The sequence below is a fragment of the Mucilaginibacter aurantiaciroseus genome (genome assembly GCF_024055595.1).
Classification (GTDB): Bacteria; Bacteroidota; Bacteroidia; order Sphingobacteriales; family Sphingobacteriaceae; genus Mucilaginibacter; species Mucilaginibacter aurantiaciroseus.
The window spans coordinates 1,438,552-1,462,952 of the sequence record NZ_JAMXOF010000001.1 but is presented as its reverse complement, the minus strand read 5'-3'; the positions used below and the strand labels follow the sequence as shown (position 1 = coordinate 1,462,952).

The following is a 24,401-nucleotide window of genomic DNA, read 5'->3' as shown; positions in this document are numbered from 1 at the left end:
ACTGAATTAAAGGTTAACTTATGGTGCTATTTAACAATTTGTTAATATTGGCTTAACTGTTAGCTTCTATTAAGCTTATACATTTATGCAAAATTAAATATACATGAGCACCAGCAAACAGAAGATATTAATTGTTGACGATGAACCGGATATTTTAGAGCTGATTGAGTACAACCTTAAAAAAGAAGGTTATCAGGTATATACGGCACGTAACGGCCAGGAAGCTGTTGCCGAAGCCAAACGCACCCAGCCCGATCTGATCGTTTTAGATATAATGATGCCCAAAATGGATGGCATCGAAGCATGTCGCATTATGCGCACCATGCCCGAATTTAAAAATACCTTTATGGTGTTCCTTACCGCCCGCAGCGAAGAATATTCGGAAATTGCAGGCTTTAATGTAGGTGCCGATGACTATATCGCTAAACCTATTAAGCCACGTGCACTGGTTAGCCGTATCAACGCTATCCTTCGCCGTAACTCACCGCCGGAAGAAGTTACCGACAATAAACTGGAAATTGGCGATCTTGTAATTGATCGCGAAGCATACTTGGTTTATAAAAAAGGTGCTAAGGTAGTTTTAGCCAAAAAAGAATTTGAGTTACTGTACCTGCTGGCCTCAAAACCCGGCAAGGTATATACCCGCGAGGTGATCCTTAAAAACATTTGGGAAGACTCGGTAGTGGTTACCAACCGTACTATTGACGTGCACGTACGCAAATTGCGTGAAAAACTTGGAGACGATTGTGTATCAACCGTTAAAGGGGTTGGTTACAAGTTCGAAGGATAAAAAAAGCTTCCGTTAACACTAACGGAGGCCTTTTTTAATTTATAACCGTTTGGCTTATTTAGCCAGGTTTTTTTTTGCTGTAGTTGTCGCTTTTGTAGCAGAAGCTGTTGTTGCTTTTTCTTTGGTAGCGGCAGTAATTTTTACAGCGATTGCTTCTTTTTTAGCTTTATCGGTAGTGTCGGTAACTTTCTTGGCCACGGTTGCATTAGCTGCGGTAGCTTTTTTAGCCGTCACCGATTCTTTGATGTCTTCAAATTTGTGTTCCGCTTTGTCATTAAGGTCTTCGGCAGTTTCTTTGTCGCCATCCCAAAATTCTTCAATGGTTTCTTTTATCTTTTCGAAAAAGCCTTTTTCATCGGGCTGTGTTTTTTTTGTGCTCATGACGTTTTAGGTAGAAGATGATTATTAGGTGATTAACATTATTGAATAAAATTTGTTTGAGCCTCATCCCAGCTCTCTCCGAACGAGAAGTGGTAATTAACACGCTTAGGTAACTCACCCCGCGGTACTTTGTGCACGACACTCTCTGCTTAGCAAAGAGAGTGAAGAATATATTTTAGTCTATAAATGGAAATCGGTAACCGTTGTTTTTACGCTCATTGCGAAGCAGAGAAGGTTGACCAGCGCAGCGTAGTCAGGGTGAGTAAACTTGCAAAGCGATGTTTAACACCTATACCACAATTAATTTAATTAACCGTATTTTTACCAGCTATGAAGTTTCCAAAGTTTGCCAACCTGATACTATTTGAAGACGATGATGTTATTGTGGTTAACAAGCCACCGTTCATCAGTTCGTTGGATGAGCGCGAGGGTGGCGAGATAAATATGCTGCGCCTCGCTAAACAATATACTGATGATGCACAGATCTGCCACCGCCTGGATAAAGAAACCTCAGGCGCGCTTATTGTAGCCAAAAACCCGGAAGCTTACCGTACGGTATCCATGCAGTTTGAAAGGCGTAAGGTGAAAAAGGTTTATCACGCGGTAATCGATGGTACGCATGTTTTCGAAAGCTTATTGATCGATCTGCCTATTCTTAACGTGGGGAAAGGAAACGTAACGATTAGCCGCCAGGAAGGTAAACGAGCCGAAACGTGGTTTCAGTCACTAAAATACTTTAAACATTATACATTAGCAGAGTGCCGCCCGGTTACCGGCCGTATGCACCAGATCAGGATCCACCTGGCTACGCAGCGCGCTTCAATCGCGGGTGATGAAATGTATAAAGGCCAGCCTGTTTTTCTTTCTAAGATAAAACGTAAATACATTTTAGGTAAAGACCAGGAGGAATTACCCATCATGAAACGTTTTGCTTTGCACGCTTATGAAGTTAGTTTTAAGCTGCCGTCAGGCGAGGATATTACGGTACACGCCCCTTATCCAAAGGATTTTGAAACGCTGCTTAAACTTTTAGAGAAGTTTGACAGCTAAAAAAAGCCGTTTAAACCCGTAATATATATTACACAATTGCTTGCATTTACGTTTCCATATAGTTACTTTATAGGAAAATAAATTGTATGCGCAGGAAACTTTATGTTACTATAGCTTTTATATCCTTAACTACCTGTGCTTTGCATGCGCAAGAAATAAGTATCAATAAGGATACACTTATTGATATTATTCAACAAAAAGATAGGCTCACCCAGCAAAAACGGCTTATCAGGTTTATTAAATCATATTTTCAGAATGTAAAGCCCGATGGCGCGATTTGCGGTAAAGATACCCTTATTGGATTATTCAATAAGTATGATTTGCCTGAGAAAAATGCGTTCACAAATTTCACCCAAAGTATATCTGCCAACAAAACATATAACCTTAAAAGTGCCGAAACACACATGCTTAGGTCTATAGACCTTGCACGTGAGCAAAATAATAGTTATCTGCTTTATCAATTTTTAAGTCATCTTAGCTTTATACAAACTGACCAGGGAAATTTTACCGGTGCCATTTACAGTTATCGCATGGCAAAAAAAGAGGCACTAAGTTTAAATGATGACTACTTTCGGGCCTTACTTGATGTTAACATATCCGACCTTTACTACAAAGCCAGTTTCTATAATCAATCCATCAACTATCTTGATCAGGCTCAGGAAATATTGCGGAGCGAAACTGCTGGCCGCAAGGCGCAGCTTAATACTATCATTAGGTATAATAAATCTGAAAATTATTTCAGGATGCGAAACTACGATTCGCTGAAAGTTTACCATGATAAATTAGGCGATACAAGCAACAGATCGTACAAAATTCATACCTACAGGTTGCGTACGGCCTATTATTTAAGTTTGCTTAAGGGCAACTATCCCGATGCTATTAAACAGATAAAGGCTTTAAAGGCTGATGCGAAATATGTATCCAACGAGTTGGAGAACCAGCATTTGGCGGATGCTTATTTTAGGAATAACCAGTTAGATTCCGCAAAACTATTGGTGAATGATCTGCTGGTTAATACTACAGATGATAACCACCCCGAGATAAGGTTCCATTTATATGAATTGCTGGCACAAATAGCAGACAAAAAAGGCGATGCAAAAACAGCAGCCAATAATTATAAAATGGCGTTGAAAGATGCAAAGGAGAACAATGCGCGAATAACACAGGTAGGGGATATCTCCTCGCAAATAAAAATTGACGAAACTGAAAGCTCCTATATACAACGCACCGAGGCTTATAAACGCGAACGCCTTTGGTTGATATTCACTGTGATAGTGGCAGCACTAATAATTGCGGCGGTAGGGCTGATCTACCGAAATGGAAAACAAAAAAGACATTACGAAAAGTTGCTTTTTGCATCAAAACGTGAAGAATTGGCGTTTATCAACTCGCACGAGGTACGTAAACACCTCACCAATATTTTGGGGATAATGGATATTCTTAAACACAGCGATAATAAATTGGAAGAATATCAGCAGATAGAAGAGTATCTGCATAAATCAGCATCATTGCTGGATAAATCTATTAAAAACATCTCAGAAAAATTAAATGATGAGTAGGAGCTTTGCCCCAATCCTAAAAACTAAATTATAAAAGGTTAGTAAATATTTTTTTTTTAAATTTAGTATTTCTCGTATATATATTTTTTTTTAAGGATTTAAAAATTAGATTTTAGGAATTCCCGGCAGGGCTTAATCTAAACTTATTAAAGTAGTTTCCCGGCCTATGATATCAGCAACACTCGTTTCAGATAGGATTTTTAGCGTAGCGTCGCGCACTTCAATAAACACATCGCGAATGCCACAGGTATGTTCTTGGTGGCATTCATCGCAACGGTGATAGAAATTTAAGCTGGCGCAGGGTACCATGGCAATAGGGCCATCGGTAATACGCATAATGCTAACCAGGAAAATTTCTTTAGGGTCCTTGTTGAGGCTGTAGCCACCGCCTGCACCTTTTTTGCTATAGAGGTAACCTGCGTTCCTAAGGTCGAGCAGGATCTGCTCCAGGAATTTTTTAGGGATTTTTTCCAGCTCGGCGATCTTTGAGATCTGCATAGGCGGCTTGTCCATGTTTTTGCCCATGACAACTAGCGCCTTTATCGCGTATTTAGTTTTTTTGGATAGCATCTATAAATATAACACTCAAAATTACATAAACAAATTTATACTACATAATATGTATGCATAGTAAATTAAGTAGCAGATCTATCCGAATGCCCAAGGCTTTTATCGGGGCTAACCACATCACGCACCAGTTGTTTTAACTCCTTAATTTCGGGGAAACGGCTCTCCTCTTTACGGTCGAATATTACCAATTCATTTACCCTAATGTTGTATATACCAGAGGTTTCGCTGGGTTGTAGGGTAACGCCGTAAATATCATCAACAAATGTGGTTAGTAACTCTTGCGCCATATATGCCGCACGTAATAGCCAGTTGCATTTGGGGCAATATTCTATAGTGATGGTTGGTTTCATAACGGGTGTGATCATGTAACAAGCTTGTGTTCAATATGTATGGCAGACACAATAGTTGGTTGCCGGATATTTTTTGTTAATTTCAACATCCAATCACCAACCAATTATAAAACATATTTCATGAAAATAATAATTTTTTTTCTGCTGATGCAAGTTTCCTGCGTGCCCTTGTTCGCGCAAAAAGGCGTACAGGTAAAAATCGAGAATGGCATTGTGGAAAGCGTTACTGAAAAGTCGGGAGTAAATAGCTTTAAAGGCATCCCGTTTGCACAGCCGCCTATTGGCGAACTGCGCTGGAAAGAACCAAAGACTGTTAATAATTGGACAGGTATTCGCAAATGCGATGCATTTGGGTACAATCCCATGCAAAAGAAGGTTTTTGGCGATATGGGTTTCCGTACGCCGGGCATGAGCGAGGATTGCCTGTACCTGAACGTTTGGGTACCTGCAAAAGCATCTAAAGCTAAACTGCCTGTGCTGGTTTACTTCTACGGTGGTGGCTTTGTTGCTGGTGATGGATCTGAAGCCCGTTACGATGGGGAGAGCATGGCTAAACGCGGTATTATTGCTTTAACTATCAATTACCGTTTGGGCGTATTCGGTTTTATGGCGCACCCGGAGTTGACAAAAGAATCGGTGCACCAGTCCTCAGGTAATTATGGGTTGCTTGACCAGAACGCTGCCCTGCTTTGGGTGAAAAAGAATATAGCGGCTTTTGGTGGCGACCCAAACCGCATAACCATAGCAGGGGAGTCTGCTGGTTCAATAGCGGTATCGGCGCAAATGGTGTCGCCATTATCTAAAGGCCTGTTTGCGGGTGCCATCGGTGAAAGCGGCGCGATGATAAAACCAACGCTTGCGCCCATTACTTTGGCAGAAGGCGAAGCCAACGGAGTGAAGTTTGCGGAAAGTGCAGGAGTAAAATCGCTTAAGGAATTACGTGAGATGCCTGCCGATAAATTATTGGATGAAGCCGCAAAACCCGGCACGCCGTCTATGCAATCAGCTACCATCGATGGTTATTTCCTTATTAAGAAACCGGTAGAATCATTTATGGCCGGTGAACAGGCAAAAGTGCCATTGCTGGTAGGATGGAACTCCGCAGAGATACCGTACCAAGCCGTAATGTATGGCAAAGCGCCAACTCCCGAGAATTACATTGCGCAGGTTAAAATGCTTTACGACGAGAAAGCAGACGAAGTTTTAAAACTGTATCCCGGCAATACAGAAGCAGAAGTAATTAAATCGGCCACAGAACTGGCCAGCGACAGGTTTATTAGCTATAGTACCTGGAAATGGGCTGATGTGCATGCGGCTACAAGCGGTAAGCCGGTTTATCGCTACCTATTCTCGAAACCACGCCCGCCAATGACGGCTAAAATGGGAAACATTAAAGCCGGGCTTGCAGGCGGCATTATCAAGGGGGATGATAAAGCCAAGCCGGATGCAAATAATGCACCCGAGCCGTACGCGGGGGCAGCCCACGCCTCAGAGATTGAATATGCCATGGGTAACCTTACCACAAATACTACTTATGCCTGGACGCCCGACGATTACAAGGTATCTAAAACCATGGAAAGTTTTTTTGCCAACTTTATTAAAACAGGTAACCCCAATGGTGCAGGCCTGCCAAAATGGGGTGCAAACTTAAAAGATAGCGAGGTGTCATTCATTAACATCAATGTAAAAACTGTTTTAGAAAAAGAGAGTAGCAATCTTAGCGAGCGGTATAAATTTTTGAATAAACAATATTTGAAATAAGAATATCCGTGTAATAAAAAGCCGCTTTGGGGTTTTCCAAAGCGGCTTTTTATATGAGTACTTATTATTATAAGTGTATTACTTCGCCGTAGGCATCAGCAGCGGCCTCCATTATAGCCTCGCTCATGGTAGGGTGAGGGTGTACCGATTTGATGATATCGTGACCGGTAGTTTCCAGCTTACGTGCGGTAACCACTTCGGCTATCATTTCGGTGACGTTCAGGCCCAGCATGTGCGCGCCCAGGAACTCGCCGTATTTAGCATCAAAGATCAGTTTAACAAAACCATCTTTAGCGCCGGCGGCACTTGCCTTACCCGATGCAGAGAAAGGGAATTTACCGATCTTAACTTCGTAACCTGCTTCTTTGGCCGCTTTTTCAGTATATCCTACAGAAGCAACCTCGGGTGAGCAATAAGTACAGCCGGGGATGTTGTTATAATCTAAAGGCTCGGGGTTTTTACCCGCGATTTTTTCTACGCAGATGATACCCTCGGCAGATGCAACGTGTGCCAGTGCCTGTCCTTTAACAATATCACCAATTGCGTAAACACCTTCAACGTTGGTTTTGTAAAAATCATCAACCAATACTTTGCCTTTGTCGGTTTTTATGCCGTTCTCTTCAAGGCCAATACCTTCGATATTGGTAGAGATGCCAATAGCAGACAATACTATATCAGCCTCCAATACCAGGTTGCCGTTAGCGGTTTTAACGTTAACACGGCAGCCTTCTCCATTGGTATCAACAGATTCAACGGTAGAACCGGTCATGATATTGATACCTTGTTTTTTAAGTATACGTAATAAGCCTTTCGAGATCTCCTCGTCCTCTAAAGGAATAATATTATCCAAAAACTCAACCACGGTAACTTTTGTACCTATGGCATTGTAGAAGTATGCAAACTCGATACCGATAGCGCCAGAACCAACCACAACAATCGATTTAGGTTGCTGAGGCAATATCATAGCCTGGCGGTAACCAATTACTTTTTTACCATCCTGTTTAAGGTTAGGCAACTCGCGCGAGCGGCCACCTGTTGCCAAAATAATACTGGTAGCGGTAAAATCTTTTGTAGCACCGTCGCTTAATTTAACAGAAACGGTACTTTTTGATTTAAGTGAGCCGTAACCTATAATAACGTCGATCTTATTTTTCTTCATTAAAAACTGAACGCCCTTGCTCATGCCGTCGGCAACGCCACGGCTACGTTTTACAACGGCTTCAAAATCAACTTCGCCACCGTCTACTTTAATGCCGTAATCGGCAGCGTGGTTCAAATATTCAAAAACCTGGGCGCTTTTTATTAAAGCTTTTGTAGGGATACAACCCCAGTTAAGGCAAACGCCCCCAAGCGATTCTTTTTCGACAATGGCGGTTTTTAAACCCAATTGCGATGCACGGATAGCAGCAACATAGCCGCCCGGGCCCGAACCAATAACAATTAAATCGTAATCCATATATTATGTATCTTTTATGATTTTTGGAATGCCAAAGCTAATTAAAAAGCAGTGGAAATGAAAAATTGGGAAGTGATTTAGAAACAAGGCAGAAAATTTAACATAAATAGCTAATAATCAAAATGTTTATTGATGGGAATGGCAGTTGTAATGTAAATATTACACTAACAATTCATCAAAATTTCATTATTACTTAAATTAAGTGCAAAGTGTTGAAAAATATATAATTATTGTTAACATTAACTTAATATACCAAATAGGGCTAATACATATCTTTGCCCTATTAATTCAATTAACAATTAATTCATTTAACAGTTAAACTAAAAAAACAACGTATGAGGAAGTATTTACTCTTATTATTTTTTTCTCTCGTAACAGCTGCGGCTACCTTTGCACAGGTAACTACAAGTAGCTTGTCGGGTACGGTGGTAGACGAGAAGGGCTTACCCTTGCCCGGTGTAACCATCATTGCCTTACACGGGCCAACCGGAACCAATTACACAACCGGAACCCGTGCCGATGGTAGGTATAATCTTCCAAACTTACGTGTAGGTGGCCCTTACACCGTAACATTTAAATTTATTGGTTTTAACGATAATGTACAAAGCGACGTTTCATTATCACTAGGCCAGGAATTTAAGATCAATGCCAAGTTATCGCCAACAAGCACATTACTAAACGAAGTGCAAATTACAGGCACACAAAACAAGGTAATCAACAACTCTCGTACAGGTTCACAAGAGATCATTACCCGTTCACAAATTGACCGTTTGCCAACAATCAACAGGTCTATTAGCGATTACACCAAACTTACGCCTACAGCAAACGGTAACTCGTTCGGTGGCCGTAGCGAAAAAGGCAACAACTTAACTGTTGATGGTGCTTTGTTTAACAACTCTTTTGGTTTATCAAGTTCATTGGGTGGCCAAACAGGTTCACAGCCAATTTCGTTAGATGCGATCGAGCAGATCCAGGTTTCGGTTTCTCCTTTCGACGTTACTCAGGGCAGGTTTGCGGGTACCGGTGTTAATACCGTTACTAAATCTGGTACCAACACATTTAAGGGAAGCGTTTATTTATACAAACGTAGCGCAGGTTTAGTGGGCTTAAAAGCTATGACTGCCGAAGTGTTAAAACCAAAAATTGATTACAACCAACGCGGTATTAGTGTAGGTGGCCCTATCATTAAAAATAAGTTATTCTTTTTCTTATCTGGCGAGCAGGAAAGAATTAACGACCCTGCTACGGCTTTTACAGCAGCACAGCCCGGCCAAACTTCTGGTGGTAGTGTATCGCAAGTTACCAATGCTGATTTGACTAAGCTTAAAGACTTTTTGAAAACAAACTACCAGTATGATGCCGGTGCTTTTGATAACTATCAGTTAGCTACAAAATCTGATAAGATAGCCGCAAAATTAGACTGGAACATCGATAAAAATAATACCTTATCGGTTAAGTATTTTTACTTAAAATCATCTAAAAACATACCTCCAAGTGCTTCAGGCGCGCAAGGTAGCCGTAGCCCAAGCTTAACAACTTTACCATTTTTCTCATCTTACTATACCATCAACAACAACTTTAACATAGGTATAGCCGAGTTGAATACCCGTATTGGTACCAATTATGCAAACAAACTTACTGTAGGTTACCAGGCTTTACGTGATTATCGTACATCACCGGGTGGTGGTAACTTCCCGCTGGTTGATATCTTAAACGCAGCAGGTAACACTCAAACTACCTTTGGTTACGAACCGTTTACTGCCAACAATGTTTTAAATACTGATACCTACCAGTTAAGCGATCAGTTTACCATATTTGCAGGTAAACACGAAATTAACCTTGGTGCATCTTACGAGCTTAACAAATTTAAGAACGGTTTTGCCCCTAACTACAATGGTGGTTATCGTTTCAATAGCTTTGATGATTTTTACAACTCAGCTTCTAACGGTGCTTCTACAGCTGTACGTTACGATTTCCGTTATTCTGCTTTGCCAAGCGGTGCTTTCCCTTTTGCATATATCAAAGCATACACAGTGGGTATTTTTGCACAGGATAAATGGCAGGTTAACGACAACTTTAAATTAACTTACGGTGTACGTGCAGATGTGCCGGTTTATGACACCAAAAGTGAAGATAACACGGCTGCTTCTGCTTTAACAGGCTTTAGAGGTGATTACCAAATAAATACCTCGCAATATCCAAAAACAAGGATCCAGGTATCGCCAAGGGTAGGCTTTAACTGGGATGTTAATGGTAATAGTACTACACAGGTACGTGGTGGTGCAGGTATATTTACCGGCCCTGTTCCTTATGTTTACATATCTAACCAGGCAAGTAACAACGGTGTTCAGTTTGGTTCATACAGCCTTGTACCGGGTACAGGTGGTATATCACCAACCGACCAACGTTTGGTGTTTAAACCTGATGTTAATGCAAACAGGCCTCCTAGCGGTGAAGCTAAAACTAACACATCTTACAACCTTGCTATCACTGATAAAGACTTCAAATTCCCGTCTAATTTTAGGGGTAACTTAGCGGTTGACCAAAAATTACCATTCGGCTTTATTGGTACATTAGAAGGTATTTACTCTAAAGATATCAATGCCGCTTACTACCAAAACGTTGCTTTACCATCAACCGGTACAGCTTTAGTGGGTAGCGATAACCGCATCCGTTATAGCAATACAACAGTCTATCCTTCAATAGGTGCTGGTGGTGCCGGCAATACTGCTGCAAACCCTAACATCACTGATGCTATTTTGCTTAAAAACAATAATAAGGGTTACACATACAGCATTACTGCGCAATTACAAAGAACCTTTAAAGAGTTCTATTTTAACATCGCTTACACCCGTTCTGATGCACGTACTGTTAATGACGGTGGTTCTATCGCGCAATCAACCTGGAGAGACCGTGCAGTATCGGGCGATCCGAATGCTGACGTAACTTCTTACGCTAACTTTTATCAGCCAAATCGTATCATTGCTTCTGCATCATACCGCAAGCAATACTTAAACCACTTAACTACATCTGTTGGTTTAACTTACGAAGCTGCTAACACTGGTGTTGCATCTTACGTTTATAACGGTGATGTTAATGGTGACGGACAAACTTCAAATGATTTGGTCTACGTTCCTAAAGATGCTAATGACATTGTGCTTGTTAAGGATAACGCTGCCGACCCGCGTTCGGTTTCGCAAACTTACGCGCAGTTAAGCGCTTACATCAACCAGGATCCTTACCTAAGCAAGCGTAAAGGTAAATATGCTGAGCGTAACGGCTTGATCCTTCCGTACTTCCATTTGGTTAACTTTAACTTCACCCAGGATTTATACCAAACAAGCGGTAAAATTAAAAACACCGTTCAGTTTGAGTTTAACATCATTAATTTAGGTAACTTCCTGAACAGTGCATGGGGTAACTTTAAGTTTGTTAACCGTACAGGCTTATTGGCTTTCAAAGGTATTGATGCTGCTACAGGTAAACCAACTTACTCTTTCCCTTACTTTGATAATGCTAACCAGGCACCTCTTACCAACTCATTTGGTAATGGCGTTTCGCAAGCATCAAGATGGCAGGCACAAATTGGTCTTAGATACATTTTCAATTAAACAAACGCTGAGTTATAAATCAGATATAAAATATTATATATGAAAAAAAATAAATTAAATTATATGGCAAAGTTTGCATTAGTAGCAAGTTTGCCAGTAGTTATGTTTTCATCTTGTAAAAAAGATGACGTTGTTGTAAAGCAACCTGAGCCTGTTAAAACAACAGGTACGGTAACCACTGTATCTGGCTTAGGTACATCCGGTTTTGCAAACGGTTCAGCTATCAGCGCTTTATTTAGCTACCCAACAGGTATAACTTTTGATGCAGCAGGTAACCTTTTAGTTGCAGACCAGGGTAACAACCAGATCCGTAAAATTGTAACTACTACTAATGCTACTACAGGCGTTGTAACTGTTACAGCATCAACATTATCCGGTACTTTAGCATCAGGTAGTTCAAATGCTACAGCAATCGGTACTATTGCATCTTACAACAACCCAAGTGGTGTTGTTTATGACCCAATCAGCAATAGTGTTTTTGTTGCAGATTTTGGTAATCAGCTTATCCGTAAGATCGCATCTAACGGCGCTGTTGCTACATATGCAGGTGTAAGCGGAAACGCGGGTAACAACAATGATGTTATCCCTGCAAGCGGTAAAGCTTCAGCTATCAATCCACGTTTTAGCAACCCGGCCGGCGTTGCAGTTGATGCAACCGGTAATTTATATGTTGCAGATTTTGGTAACAACCGTATCCGCAAAATTTCAACTACAGGTGTTATCACCACTTTAGCTGGTTCAACCGCTGGTAATGTTGATGCTACAGGTACTGCTGCTAAATTTAACGGCCCAAGAAGCATTGCAATTGATGCAGCAGGTAATGTTTACGTTGCTGATGCTAATAACAACGTTATTCGTGAAATTACCACAGCAGGTGTTGTAACAACATTTGCAGGTAGTGGTGCTATTGGTAATGCCGATGGTACAGGAACTGCCGCTTCGTTCAATCACCCGGCTGGTGTGGCGGTTGATGCTGCAGGGAATGTTTACGTTGCTGATACTAACAACAACCTTATCCGTAAAATTACACCAGCAGGTGTGGTTACTTCATTAGCGGGTAGCGGTTATTTGAGCCTTATCACTCCGTTTAATGCACCGGTAGCTATTGCAGTTGATGCAGCAGGTACAATTGTATATGTAGCAAGCTCGTTGGGTAACAATATCCAAAAAGTTAAATAATACGGCATATTGCTATTTTAAAAGCCTCCCGGTTTTCGGGAGGCTTTTTTTTTGGCCGGATTTAAGATCTCTATTAAATAACAAAGGCCTACGAAATTAGAGCGGCCTTTGTTACTGTAAGTATTTTAAAATTTAATTATAAATAAACTCGCCGTAAGGTGATGTTATCGTTACCTGCTTTTTGTCGGCAGCCTCTACGCGGCCAATGATTTGCGCAACAACACCAAAGCTTTTTGATATGGCTATGATGTCGACAGCAATTTCCTGTGGTACGTATAATTCCATACGGTGGCCCATGTTAAATACCTTGTACATTTCCTGCCAGCTGGTGTTAGATTCTTCCTGGATCAGTTTAAACAGCGGTGGTATAGGAAACAGGTTATCTTTAATAATATGTAGGTTATCTATAAAGTGCAGCACCTTAGTTTGCGCGCCGCCGCTGCAGTGCACCATGCCATTTACCTGCGCGCGGTATTTATCTAAAATGGTTTTAATGATAGGGGCGTAAGTACGCGTTGCAGACAAAACCAGTTTACCGGCAGTCATAGTTTCGCCGTTGCCGATGTCTATCTTATCCGTAAGCGTTTTGCTCCCGCTGAAAACCAGATCCTGCGGAACGGCAGGGTCAAAGCTTTCGCTGTATTTATTGGCGATGGTTTTATTGAACACATCATGTCGGGCAGATGTAAGGCCATTGGAGCCCATGCCGCCGTTATATTCTTTCTCGTAAGTGGCTTGCCCGTATGATGCAAGGCCTACTATCACGTCGCCCGGTTTAATGCGGTCGTTTGATATTACGTCGGCACGTTTCATGCGGCAGGTAACGGTGCTGTCTACAATAATGGTACGTACCAGGTCGCCCACATCGGCGGTTTCGCCGCCGGTAGAGTAGATACCTATGCCTGCATCGCGCAGTTCGGCCAATATTTCTTCGGTACCGTTTATGATAGCTGCAATTACTTCGCCCGGGATCAGGTTTTTATTACGACCGATAGTTGACGATAGCAGGATGTTATCAGTAGCGCCCACACAAAGCAGGTCGTCGAGGTTCATAATAATGGCATCCTGTGCAATGCCCCGCCATACAGATATGTCGCCGGTTTCTTTCCAGTATGTATACGCTAATGATGATTTTGTGCCCGCGCCATCAGCATGCATAATGTTGCAATACTCGGGGTCGTTGGTTAAAATATCGGGTACAATTTTGCAGAAAGCCTTTGGGAAAATCCCTTTATCAATGTTTTTAATGGCATTATGTACATCCTCTTTTGATGCAGAAACGCCCCGTTGATCATATCTTTGCGGAGAAGTCATGGGCAAATATACTGCTTACAAATATTTTAAGCGTTAAATATATTATATTGCCACTTCTCCGCACTTCTATGTTAAAATCTATCAGTTACAAAATTGCGCGCTGGCGATTAAAAAGGAACACCCAACGCAACTTTTTAATTTATTGCAGCGTAGTTGTAGGCCTTATTGGCGGCCTTGCTGCCGTAGCTTTAAAATATTTAGTACACCTGATGGAGGAGTTAAGCCGCAACATTTCCACACATCTGCCATACCATATAATATATGTTTTCTTGCCGGCTTTCGGGATATTGCTCACCGTGGCCTGGCAGCATCTTATCAATCGTGACAAAATACAAAAGGGAATAGGCAACGTGCTCATCAATATTAAAAAGAACCGATCCAACATCCGCTCCAATAATATCTATTCGCATTTAATCACCAGCTCGCTTACTGTTGGTTTTGGTGGTTCATCTGGGTTGGAAGCGCCCATTGTTTGTACCGGCGCAGCTATTGGGTCTAATTTTGGTAAGTTATTCAACCTAAGCCCGTACGAAAAAACGGTATTGATAGCGGCGGGCGCATCCGCGGGTATCGCGGCGGTGTTTAACAGCCCAATTGCGGGCGTATTGTTCGCGTTGGAAATCCTGATCGGTGAGATCACTATCCCAACCTTTATCCCGTTATTGATAGCTTCCGCAACTGGGGTGGTGGTAGCTAAGGTATTATACTCACGCCAGCTGTTCCATTTGGTAACCGATGGTTGGGTGATGACCGCCCTTCCATTTTATGTTATTTTAGGTTTGCTTTGCGGATGGACAGCCGTTTACATTACCAAAGTTGCCGGCAAACTGGAGAAGGGTATTTTTACCGGTCAAAACCGGTATATACGCGCTATCGGTGGCGGATTGATCTTAGGCTTTATCCTGATGATCTTCCCCGCTCTATTCGGCGAGGGCTATCATTATCTGCAAGAGATCTTAAATGGTAATATCGATGCGCTAAAAGAGGAGTCCTTTTTTAGCCAGTGGTTATCAAATCCATGGTTGATGCTGTTATTTATTGCCGCCCTTATCCTCATGAAGATAGTAGCTGCAGGTATCACCATTGGCTCGGGCGGTAATGGCGGTACATTTGCGCCTACCATGTTTACCGGCGCATTCCTGGGTTTGTTTGTGGCATTTGCTGTAAACCAAACCGGGCTGGTGCACCTTAATACAAGTAATTTTATTGCCGTGGGGATGGCAGGAGCACTTAGCGGGGTGTTGCATGCGCCGTTAACGTCTATCTTTTTGATAGCCGAGATAACGGGTGGATACGTGTTGTTTATCCCGCTCATGATCGTATCTGCCATATCCTATATCATCTCGCGGATGTTTAGCAAACACAATATGTACTGGCATGATCTGATCCACGAAAAAAATATTCATCCCGGGCAGGATTACGGCATGCTTAACGAAATAACCCTCGACAGTATCATCAACCACGATTTTAAAGTGATAAGTAAGGATATGCCTGTAACAGATTTTTATGCGATACTATCAAATAGTAAAGCCAATATTTTCGCTGTATTGGCCGATGAGGGGCATCTTGAAGGTGTAGTTTGGATGGACGAGATCCGCAAGCATCTGTTTAAGACTGTACAAAAAGAAGATACCGTAGCTGATATTATGGTTGCCCCACCAGCTACAATAGATTTCTATGAGCCGGTAAGTGGCGTTATGGATCTATTTGACGGGCTGGATGTTTGGCAATTACCTGTTGTAAAAGACGAGAAGTTTATAGGATTCGTATCTAAATCCGCCTTGCTAAATAAATACCGGGAGGTAATTATCAGCCAACATAAACAGGCGGATATTTTTGCGAGGTAATAATTAAAAACAAAAAATGTCATTTCGAGCGAGGTACCAGGAGAAATCTTGTTAGATATGCAAAGTCTGCTTTCTTGTCTAACAAGATCTCTCGTCGCTGCGCTTTCCTCGAAATGACAGGGTTGATCTTGGTGCTGTTTAATTACTTAATAAACAACAACTCCCTAAACTTAGGTAACGGCCATAATGAATCATCTACCAGTTGTTCCAGTTTATCTACATGGTAACGGATAGGTTGGAAATAACTTTTTACCTTCTCGTCATAATCGATAGCACGCTGGCGCAGGTCTTCAATTTTGTTGGCCGTTTTGCGTTCATTTATCATTTGTTCCACATTGGTTTTAATGAAGTTGATGTGCCCGGCTATTTGGGTAATAATATCCATCTGAGCTTCGTAGGTACCAGGCTCCATGCCAATATCTTTTAAACCTTTTACGTTTGTTATCAGTTTCGACTGATATTCTATAGCGGCCGGAATGATGATATTCATTACCAGTTCGCCGATTACACGGGCTTCAATCTGTAGTTTTTTGTAAAAGCTGTCTAACAAGATCTCATGTCGTGCATGTGCCTCACGCTTAGTGAATACGCCTGTTTCAGCAAAAAGTATCTCAGCTTTTTCGGATATAAAGGCATCAAGCGCTTTTGGTGTGGTTTTGATATTGGCTAAGCCACGTGCTTCGGCTTCTTTTTCCCATTCCTCGCTATAACCGTTGCCCTCAAAGCGGATGTTTCTCGATTCTTTGATGTAACGTTTAATGATGGTCATTAAGGCTACATCTTTTTTCTCGCCTTTTTTGAGCAGCTTATCAACGTCCATCTTAAATTTCTTCAGCTGGTCGGCCATGATGAGGTTAAGCACCGTCATAGGACTGGCTGAATTTGCAGACGAGCCTACCGCGCGTAATTCAAATTTATTACCTGTAAACGCGAAAGGAGAGGTACGGTTACGGTCGGTATTATCCTTCAATATCTGCGGGATCTTTGGGATACCCTGCCACAGTGAGTTCTCCTCTTTTATTTTTTTGCTCAGGCGCGATGTATCTATATCATCTAATAGCTCGCTTAACTGGCTTCCTAAAAAAATAGATATAATAGCAGGCGGGGCCTCATTGGCACCCAGGCGGTGATCGTTATTTACCGATGCGATAGATGCGCGAAGCAGGTCGGCATGGTCATGTACCGCTTTAATGGTATTCACAAAAAACGTCAGGAACATTAGATTGTTCTTTGGCGTTTTTCCCGGCGATAACAGGTTTTTGCCTGTATTGGTTATCAGCGACCAGTTATTATGTTTACCCGAACCATTGATGCCGGCGTAAGGTTTTTCATGTAATAATACCTTAAAATGATGGCGGTTGGCAACACGGTCCATAATATCCATCAATAATTGGTTATGGTCAATAGCCAGGTTTATTTCTTCATAAACCGGGGCGCACTCAAACTGCGATGGTGCAACCTCGTTATGGCGGGTTTTAAGCGGGATGCCTAATTGCAGTGCTTCGGTTTCCATATCCTGCATAAAGGCATACACACGTGCCGGAATCGACCCAAAGTAATGATCCTCTAATTGCTGGTTTTTTGCCGACATATGGCCGAACAAAGTTCTTCCTGTTAAAGAAAGATCGGGACGAGCATTAAACAATGCGGTATCCACCAAAAAATATTCCTGCTCTATACCTAAGGATGCGTTTACCTTCTCGATGCTTTTATCAAAATAGTGGCAAACATCAACAGCGGCTTTATCTAATGCACTTAGCGCTTTAAGTAATGGTACTTTATAATCTAATGCTTCGCCCGTGTACGATACAAATACTGTTGGGATACAAAGCGTGCGGCCTATAATAAACGCGGGGGAGGATGGGTCCCAGGCGGTATAACCGCGGGCCTCAAAGGTATTGCGGATACCACCACTTGGGAAGCTTGACGCATCGGGCTCTTGTTGTGCCAAGGCATCGCCACTAAAGCGTTCTATTGCGCCACCATCGCCGGTAGGCTCAAAAAAGGCGTCGTGTTTTTCAGCGGTGGTGCCGGTTAACGGTTGAAACCAATGGGTGTAGTGTGTTGCGCCCTTACCCATAGCCCATGAGCGCATGGAAGACGCTACCTGCTCGGCCATATCGCGGGGGATAGGAACACCATTATCTATTGAATCGATAATCACAGTATAGGCATCTTTTGAAAGAAACTCCTTCATTTTTTGCTTATCAAAAACATTTACCCCAAAATAGTCGGATATTTTGGATGATGGCAGCTTAGTTTCAGGTATCTCACGGTTTTGAACAGTGGTTAGGGCCTGAAAGCGAATGTTGGGCATGGTAATTATTATTGGTTCAGCTCAAAATTAGGAAATCATTTAAAATAGCAAGGCTTTTATAAAGATTAATGTTTTTAAGCTTTTAAAAGAGGTTTTAGGCTTAAATAAACTATCGAAAAGTAATATTGAGGGATGGTTAAACATTAAATAAAATATTTACCCATTATTATCCCTTTACTAATTTAATAAGCACTAAAAATTGAATTTTAAATCTTTTTTAATTTGTAAATAAATAAAAATAAATTTTTTATTGCGTTTTTATAGTTAAAAACACGGTAATGTTAATAAAACATCAACTATATTAGTTTTTTATTGAAAATAATGTTTGTTTTTGTAAATATTTATTGTGTATTTAGTAAATAATTAATAGAAATGTATTTAATTGTTAAAATTTACAAAGTTTCGTTAGTTTATTTACATACTTTTTAAATAAATGCAAAAAGTGTAGTAGTTATATAGGTATTATAAGATATGGTTATTAAGTTAATTGCCATACTTATTAAATAAGAAAACAATTAACTAATAATAATTACTTAAAAACAAACTAAATCCGTTATTTATGAAAAAAAGACTTTTACTTTTATCTTTCTTTACTGCTTCAGTATTAGCAGCCAGTGCGCAAGACACTACCAAGTCCGATCCGCCTTTAATTATTTCGGGTTCTGTTGATACTTATTACAAGTACGATTTTTCTAAACACAGTAATATCCCTACCAGTTTCGCTTCAGATCAAAATTCGATCTCTATTGGTATGATAGATCTTGGTTTGAAGAAAAAGGTAGGTAAAGCCGCTTTTGTAGGCGAATTATCATTTGGCCCGCGTGGCCAGTATCAATCAGTTCCAAACGGAGATGGTGCTGCTTTAAATGCCAATAACAGCTTCCATATCCAAAACCTTTATGTATCGTATGATGTAACTGATAAGTTTAACTTAACAGGTGGTTATATGGCTACATTTATGGGTTACGAGGTGATAAGCCCGGTTGGTAACTTTAACTACTCAACTTCGTACCTGTTCACAAACGGTCCGTTCCAAAACCCTGGCTTTAAAGCAACTTATGCTTTTGCAAGCACCGTTAGCTTAATGGCCGGTATTTTTAACGACACTTGGAATGCTTATAACTCTGCCGGTAAAATGAACACCTTCGGTGCGCAGTTAATGGTGTCCCCTGTTAAAGGCTGGACGGCTTACCTAAATGTATTAAGCGGCGAAGTATCCGGTACCGAGTTTGACCTGACCACTTCTTACCAAATTACTGATGCCTTTAAACTGGGCTTAAACGCTGCTGATTTTAAACCGGCTGCCGTTGTTGGTACAGGTGGTTTTACTGGTGTAGCTTTATACCCACAAATTGCAGTATCTAAAGATGTAACATTAGGCTTAAGGGGCGAGTACTTTAAAACTAAAAATGGTACATACTTAACTGCGGGGCCTGCACCGGGTAGTTCGGTTGTTGCGGGCACACTTACTGCAAACATTAAAGCAGGCCCTTTAACTTTGATACCGGAGTTTAGGTTTGACAACACCAAAGATGTTAACGATGGTTTTACTACAAGCAGTGGTTTAGCTACTAAAAAAGCATCTCAAATTTTAGTTGCAGCGGTATACGCGTTCTAATTTTAAGATTTAAACGACCTGATTTTTTTATAAGGCATCCGTATCAAATACGGATGCCTTATCTTTATAACATGAAAAAAATATTCTTTAGCTTGGTTTGTTTGTTTTGCGTGCAGGTAGTATCGGCACAAAAAGATTCTTTAGCTTTTGACGAAGGCAACAATTATATCTATTACCGGGTTATTGATAAACCGGCACTAAATGCCGACACCTTATATAAAAGGGCATGGGCTTTTGCAGCTGCCTTTAATAGATTGGCCAAACCCGCAAAGGGGCAGGTCGAAAATACGCTAAATACATCCGGAAAGCTTTTGGTATATACCGGTGTATCTTTAATGCGTAAAGAAGGCGGGGAAATAAGCTATACGCTAAACATCCAAACTAAAGAGGACCGTTATCGCTACCGCATTAGCAACTTTGTATTTAAACCCTACCAGCGCGACCGCTTTGGTAATATGGTACCCATCCCCGGGGTAGAAGTTCCGTTAGAGAAAATGGAAGTTAAATACGGCAAAAAATATACCGATAATTACCTGGACCAGGTTGCTGCATTTAGCATAAACGCATACGCTAAACTTAAAATAGCCATGGATAAACTGCCTGCGACAGTGAAAACAGAGCCCGTAAAGAAGATCTCGACCCAAAACTGGTAGATATCTCTCATCAAAAATACTTTCTTAACCAAATATAATTTGTAATAAACAATTATTTACAATATAAAAATTGTATTTAATGGGATATTCAATTCATTATTTCGTAAAAATTCAAACTTATACAATATATTGTTTGGCAAATGCGTTAATTAGTAAAATAAAATTTTAAAGGATATGCTAAAAACAAAACTTAATTTATACAATCCCGATTGGATCGAGCTTGTATTCGCCGGCAGGAACAAATCTTACGGCGCTTTTGAACTGAGGCAACATTATGGAAGTACAATGGTAAAAGCTATGTTGATAGCGTTTACCACCATTATTACCGCTGCAGCCGCATATACTTATGTGGTAGGTAAAACCCCGGGCGAAATTATAAGGGAAACAATAGTTGTTTTGCCTAAATTACCTCCATTAGTTGTAAACCAGCCAAAGAAAATTGAGCCACCGGTTAAGGCGAGTCCGCCGGCAAAATCTCTGCAAGCAGCGCCAACCAAGCAGTTTTTAACAATGAAGGTTACTAATGAACCTGTTATTACAAACCCGCCAAAAAATGTTGACCTTATAGGTGAGATCGGCCCAAAAACAACAACCGGTACAGGTACGGTTACGCTAATTGAAAACCCTGAGCCAACTACAGGTGGTACAGGCGTTGCGCCTGCAGAAGATAAAACTGTCCATGAACCCTTTGGACTTGAGTTTATGCCGGAGCCGGTAGGTGGTAATGCCGCATGGAGCAAATTCCTGAGCAAAAATTTACGGTTTCCATCACAGGCACAGGAGGCCGGTAAAGGTGGTAGGGTTATCGTGAGTTTTGTGATTGAGAAAGACGGCCACCTGTCTGATATCACCATTTTTAAAGGAGCGGGCTACGGTATGGACGAGGAAGCTTTACGCGTTTTAAAATTGGCCAAACCATGGAAACCCGGCATGCAAAACAAGTTGGCGGTAAGGGTTAGGTATACCATACCGTTAAATTTCCAGTTGAACGAGGAATAAAAAGAATACGCTAAGAGAAAGATAAGTGATTTTTGGTAGATGTGTTTATGGCGATGGAGTAATTCATCGCCATTTTTTACATAGCAAAATTGCTTTTGTCTTTTACCTTTAACCTCTTTTACTCCTTTTTCCTTTTAACCTTTCCGCTTTTTTGCTAATTTTGCGCATCCTTTCAACATAAACAACAACACATTGGAGAACCAGGAATTAACCACCGTTGAAACCGCCCGCGATCTGGGGCTTTTACCCGAAGAATATACACGTATACAAGAGGTATTGGGCCGCGTACCCAACTTTACCGAGCTATCAATTTTCGCGGTAATGTGGAGTGAGCACTGCTCATACAAAAATTCTATCACCTGGCTAAAAACCCTTCCTAAGGATAGCCCGCGTATGCTGGCTAAAGCAGGCGAGGAAAACGCCGGCCTGGTTGATCTTGGCGATGGCATAGGATGTGCCTTTAAAATCGAATCACACAACCACCCGTCTGCATTGGAGCCTTACCAGGGTGCTGCAACTGGCGTGGGCGGTATAAACCGCGATATATTTACGATGGGTGCAAGGCCCATCGCGCAAATGAACTCGTTACGCTTTGGCGACCTTAGCCTGGATAAAACCAAATGGCTGGTTAAAGGCGTGGTAAAAGGTATAAGCCACTATGGTAATGCCTTTGGCATCCCTACCGTTGGCGGCGAGCTTTTCTTTGATGAGTGCTACAACATTAACCCATTGGTAAATGCTTTTTCGGCAGGTATTGTAAAAGCCGGTGAAACTGTTTCTGCAACATCCTATGGGGTAGGTAACCCGGTTTATATTGTTGGTTCTGCAACGGGTAAAGATGGCATCCATGGTGCGGCTTTCGCGTCAAAAGATATTACCGAAGATTCGATAAACGATTTGCCTGCTGTACAGGTAGGCGATCCTTTCCAGGAAAAGTTATTATTAGAAGCTACGCTTGAGGTTATTAAAACCGGTGCCGTAATTGGTATGCAGGATATGGGTGCGGCAGGTATTATCTGTTCGAACTCTGAAATGAGCGCTAAAGGCGAGCACGGTATGATCATTCACCTTGACCGTGTGCCCATGCGGCAGGAGAACATGAAACCATACGAGATCCTGCTTTCTGAATCTCAGGAGCGTATGCTGATCGTAGTTGAAAAAGGTAAAGAGGCTTTGGTTGAAGCTGTTTTTGATAAATGGGACCTTAATTGCGCTATTATAGGCGAGGTTACCGATACCCAACGCCTGGAGTACTTCATGAATGGCGTAAAAGTAGCCGATGTGCCAGCCGACGACCTTGTATTAGGTGGTGGAGCCCCTGTTTACGAACGCGAATACCGCGAGCCTGCTTACTTTGCAGAAAACCAAAAATTTAAAATAGAAGATGTTGCCGAGCCTGCCAACTTAGTTGACGTGGCAGAGCACCTGATAGGCCATGCTAACCTGGCATCAAAACGTTGGGTTACCGACCAGTATGATTCGATGATCGGTACTGCAACCATGACCACCAATCGCCCAAGTGACGCGGCAGTTGTTGCGGTTAAAGATACCGACAAAGCTATTGTGTTAACCTGTGATTGTAACTCGCGCTATGTATATGCCGATCCGCAAAAAGGTACGGCCATTGCTGTTGCCGAGGCTGCACGTAACATTACCTGCGCAGGTGGTGAGCCGGTTGCAATAACCAATTGTTTGAATTTTGGAAATCCATACAAACCCGAGGTGTATTGGCAGTTTGTTGGCGCTATTAAAGGTATGGGCGAGGCCTGTATAAAATTCGAAACCCCGGTAACGGGTGGTAACGTAAGTTTCTACAACCAGTCATCAGATGAAGGCCCGGTATTCCCGACGCCAACCATTGGCATGCTGGGTGTGATGGATGACCAATCGAACTTAATGACCCTTGACTTCAAACAGCCAGGTGATTTAATTTATATGGTTGGTGCATCACACAATGATATCGCATCGTCGCAATATCTTGCATCTTACCACAAAATTTCAAAAGCACCTGCGCCTTATTTTAATATAGATGAGGAATACGCTATGCATCAGGTAGTTAAGGAACTAATTAAACATAAAGCTGTACAATCGGCACATGACGTGGCCGATGGCGGTTTATACATTGCTTTGGTTGAATCGGCTATGCCAAACGGTTTGGGTTTTGATATCGAAAGTGATAGTAGCGTCCGTAAAGATGCCTTCCTTTTCGGCGAAGCACAGGGCAGGGTAGTGGTGAGTGTTGCACCTGATGACCAGGAACGTTTCATTGAAATGATGGCCACCAGCGAGGTTGAATTTAGTCTTTTAGGTACTGTAAATGGTACAGGCAATACTAATATCGACGACGAACTGTTTGGTAACATCACCGATATTAAAATGGTACACGATAATGTATTGCACGTAATTTTAGGCGAATAATATGCTAAAGCTGAACAGGATACATCACATTGCTATCATCTGTTCGGATTATGAGCGGTCTAAACAATTTTATACCGAAGTATTAGGTTTTAAGGTGATCCGCGAGGTTTACCGCGAAGCCAGAAAATCATACAAGCTCGATCTGGAAGTCAACGGACTGTACCAGATCGAGCTTTTTTCGTTCCCCGGCCCGCCACCGGCGCGCCCTTCCCAACCTGAAGCCCTTGGCCTGCGCCACTTAGCCTTCGAGGTTAATAATATCGAAGAAGCTGTATTCCATTTGAATGGATATAAGGTGATCACCGAGCCCATTCGAATAGACGAAACTACCAGTAAACTCTTCACTTTCTTTACAGACCCCGACGGTTTGCCGCTCGAGTTATATGAAAAGTGATAAAAAAACGCGTCATTGCGAGGTATGAAGCAATCTCTACATTAGCGACTTATTAATTCATGTCATTGCCAGGAGCGTAGCGACGTGGCAATCTCAGCATATCCGCTTGTAATCTGAGATTGCCACGCTATCGC

Annotated in this window: 18 protein-coding genes; 12 read left to right on the top strand and 6 right to left on the bottom strand. The window is 41.7% G+C overall.

Translation table 11 applies throughout. The features are described from left to right. The first annotated feature begins 103 nt into the window (after positions 1-103). Positions 104-790, top strand: coding sequence for a response regulator transcription factor (locus NAF17_RS06715; protein ID WP_252757210.1), 687 nt, complete (start codon positions 104-106; stop codon positions 788-790). Positions 791-844: 54 nt separating this feature from the next. Here NAF17_RS06715 and NAF17_RS06710 read toward each other — a convergent pair whose 3' ends face one another. After that, positions 845-1,171, bottom strand: a complete 327-nt coding sequence (locus NAF17_RS06710; protein ID WP_252757209.1) for a hypothetical protein — start codon at positions 1,169-1,171, stop codon at positions 845-847. A gap of 330 nt (positions 1,172-1,501) precedes the next feature. Here NAF17_RS06710 and NAF17_RS06705 point away from each other — a divergent pair, with 330 nt between their 5' ends. Together NAF17_RS06705 and NAF17_RS06700 are read left to right on the top strand one after the other, a co-directional pair. Beyond that, positions 1,502-2,221, top strand: a complete 720-nt coding sequence (locus NAF17_RS06705; protein WP_252757208.1) for an RluA family pseudouridine synthase — start codon at positions 1,502-1,504, stop codon at positions 2,219-2,221. 86 nt (positions 2,222-2,307) lie between these two features. Continuing rightward, positions 2,308-3,780 carry a tetratricopeptide repeat protein gene (locus NAF17_RS06700; protein ID WP_252757207.1) on the top strand — a complete coding sequence of 491 codons (1,473 nt, stop codon included), beginning with the start codon at positions 2,308-2,310 and terminating at the stop codon, positions 3,778-3,780. 132 nt (positions 3,781-3,912) lie between these two features. Here the strand turns inward: NAF17_RS06700 and NAF17_RS06695 are convergent, their stop codons facing one another. Together NAF17_RS06695 and NAF17_RS06690 are read right to left on the bottom strand one after the other, a co-directional pair. After that, positions 3,913-4,350, bottom strand: a complete 438-nt coding sequence (locus tag NAF17_RS06695) for an RrF2 family transcriptional regulator (RefSeq protein WP_252757206.1) — start codon at positions 4,348-4,350, stop codon at positions 3,913-3,915. Between the two features lie 65 nt (positions 4,351-4,415). Then, positions 4,416-4,700, bottom strand: a complete 285-nt coding sequence (locus tag NAF17_RS06690) for an Rdx family protein (RefSeq protein ID WP_252757205.1) — start codon at positions 4,698-4,700, stop codon at positions 4,416-4,418. A gap of 120 nt (positions 4,701-4,820) precedes the next feature. On the opposite strand from NAF17_RS06690, the gene NAF17_RS06685 reads away from it, so the two are divergent. Then, positions 4,821-6,461, top strand: a complete 1,641-nt coding sequence (locus NAF17_RS06685; protein WP_252757204.1) for a carboxylesterase/lipase family protein — start codon at positions 4,821-4,823, stop codon at positions 6,459-6,461. A gap of 67 nt (positions 6,462-6,528) precedes the next feature. Here the strand turns inward: NAF17_RS06685 and lpdA are convergent, their stop codons facing one another. Next, complete coding sequence (gene lpdA / locus NAF17_RS06680) at positions 6,529-7,917, bottom strand: dihydrolipoyl dehydrogenase (RefSeq protein ID WP_252757203.1); 1,389 nt, start codon at positions 7,915-7,917, stop codon at positions 6,529-6,531. Between the two features lie 335 nt (positions 7,918-8,252). On the opposite strand from lpdA, the gene NAF17_RS06675 reads away from it, so the two are divergent. Continuing rightward, positions 8,253-11,528 (top strand): TonB-dependent receptor, encoded by a 3,276-nt coding sequence (locus tag NAF17_RS06675; RefSeq protein WP_252757202.1) that lies wholly within the window; start codon positions 8,253-8,255, stop codon positions 11,526-11,528. A gap of 39 nt (positions 11,529-11,567) precedes the next feature. Further along, entirely contained in the window at positions 11,568-12,707 is a 1,140-nt protein-coding gene (locus tag NAF17_RS06670; RefSeq protein WP_252757201.1) for an NHL domain-containing protein, read from the top strand. Between the two features lie 132 nt (positions 12,708-12,839). On the opposite strand, the gene NAF17_RS06665 is transcribed toward NAF17_RS06670, so the two are convergent. After that, positions 12,840-14,021, bottom strand: a complete 1,182-nt coding sequence (locus NAF17_RS06665) for an AIR synthase related protein (RefSeq protein WP_252757200.1) — start codon at positions 14,019-14,021, stop codon at positions 12,840-12,842. Between the two features lie 68 nt (positions 14,022-14,089). On the opposite strand from NAF17_RS06665, the gene NAF17_RS06660 reads away from it, so the two are divergent. After that, the gene (locus NAF17_RS06660) at positions 14,090-15,868 is read left to right on the top strand and encodes a chloride channel protein (protein WP_252757199.1); all 1,779 of its coding nucleotides are present in this window, start codon (positions 14,090-14,092) and stop codon (positions 15,866-15,868) included. Positions 15,869-16,010: 142 nt separating this feature from the next. On the opposite strand, the gene NAF17_RS06655 is transcribed toward NAF17_RS06660, so the two are convergent. Next, positions 16,011-18,185 (bottom strand): glutamine synthetase III family protein, encoded by a 2,175-nt coding sequence (locus NAF17_RS06655; protein WP_252757198.1) that lies wholly within the window; start codon positions 18,183-18,185, stop codon positions 16,011-16,013. 559 nt (positions 18,186-18,744) lie between these two features. On the opposite strand from NAF17_RS06655, the gene NAF17_RS06650 reads away from it, so the two are divergent. The 5 genes from NAF17_RS06650 (at position 18,745) to gloA2 (ending at position 24,267) form a co-directional block, all read left to right on the top strand. Next, entirely contained in the window at positions 18,745-19,803 is a 1,059-nt protein-coding gene (locus NAF17_RS06650; protein WP_252757197.1) for a porin, read from the top strand. A 71-nt stretch (positions 19,804-19,874) separates the two neighbouring features. Beyond that, positions 19,875-20,456 carry a DUF4468 domain-containing protein gene (locus NAF17_RS06645; RefSeq protein ID WP_252757196.1) on the top strand — a complete coding sequence of 194 codons (582 nt, stop codon included), beginning with the start codon at positions 19,875-19,877 and terminating at the stop codon, positions 20,454-20,456. Between the two features lie 174 nt (positions 20,457-20,630). Then, the gene (locus NAF17_RS06640) at positions 20,631-21,455 is read left to right on the top strand and encodes an energy transducer TonB (RefSeq protein ID WP_252757195.1); all 825 of its coding nucleotides are present in this window, start codon (positions 20,631-20,633) and stop codon (positions 21,453-21,455) included. 192 nt (positions 21,456-21,647) lie between these two features. Then, positions 21,648-23,873, top strand: coding sequence for a phosphoribosylformylglycinamidine synthase subunit PurL (gene purL / locus NAF17_RS06635; protein ID WP_252757194.1), 2,226 nt, complete (start codon positions 21,648-21,650; stop codon positions 23,871-23,873). A 1-nt stretch (position 23,874) separates the two neighbouring features. Beyond that, a complete protein-coding gene (gene gloA2, locus NAF17_RS06630; protein WP_252757193.1) occupies positions 23,875-24,267 on the top strand; it encodes an SMU1112c/YaeR family gloxylase I-like metalloprotein in 393 nt (130 codons plus the stop codon). The last annotated feature ends 134 nt before the right edge of the window (positions 24,268-24,401 follow it).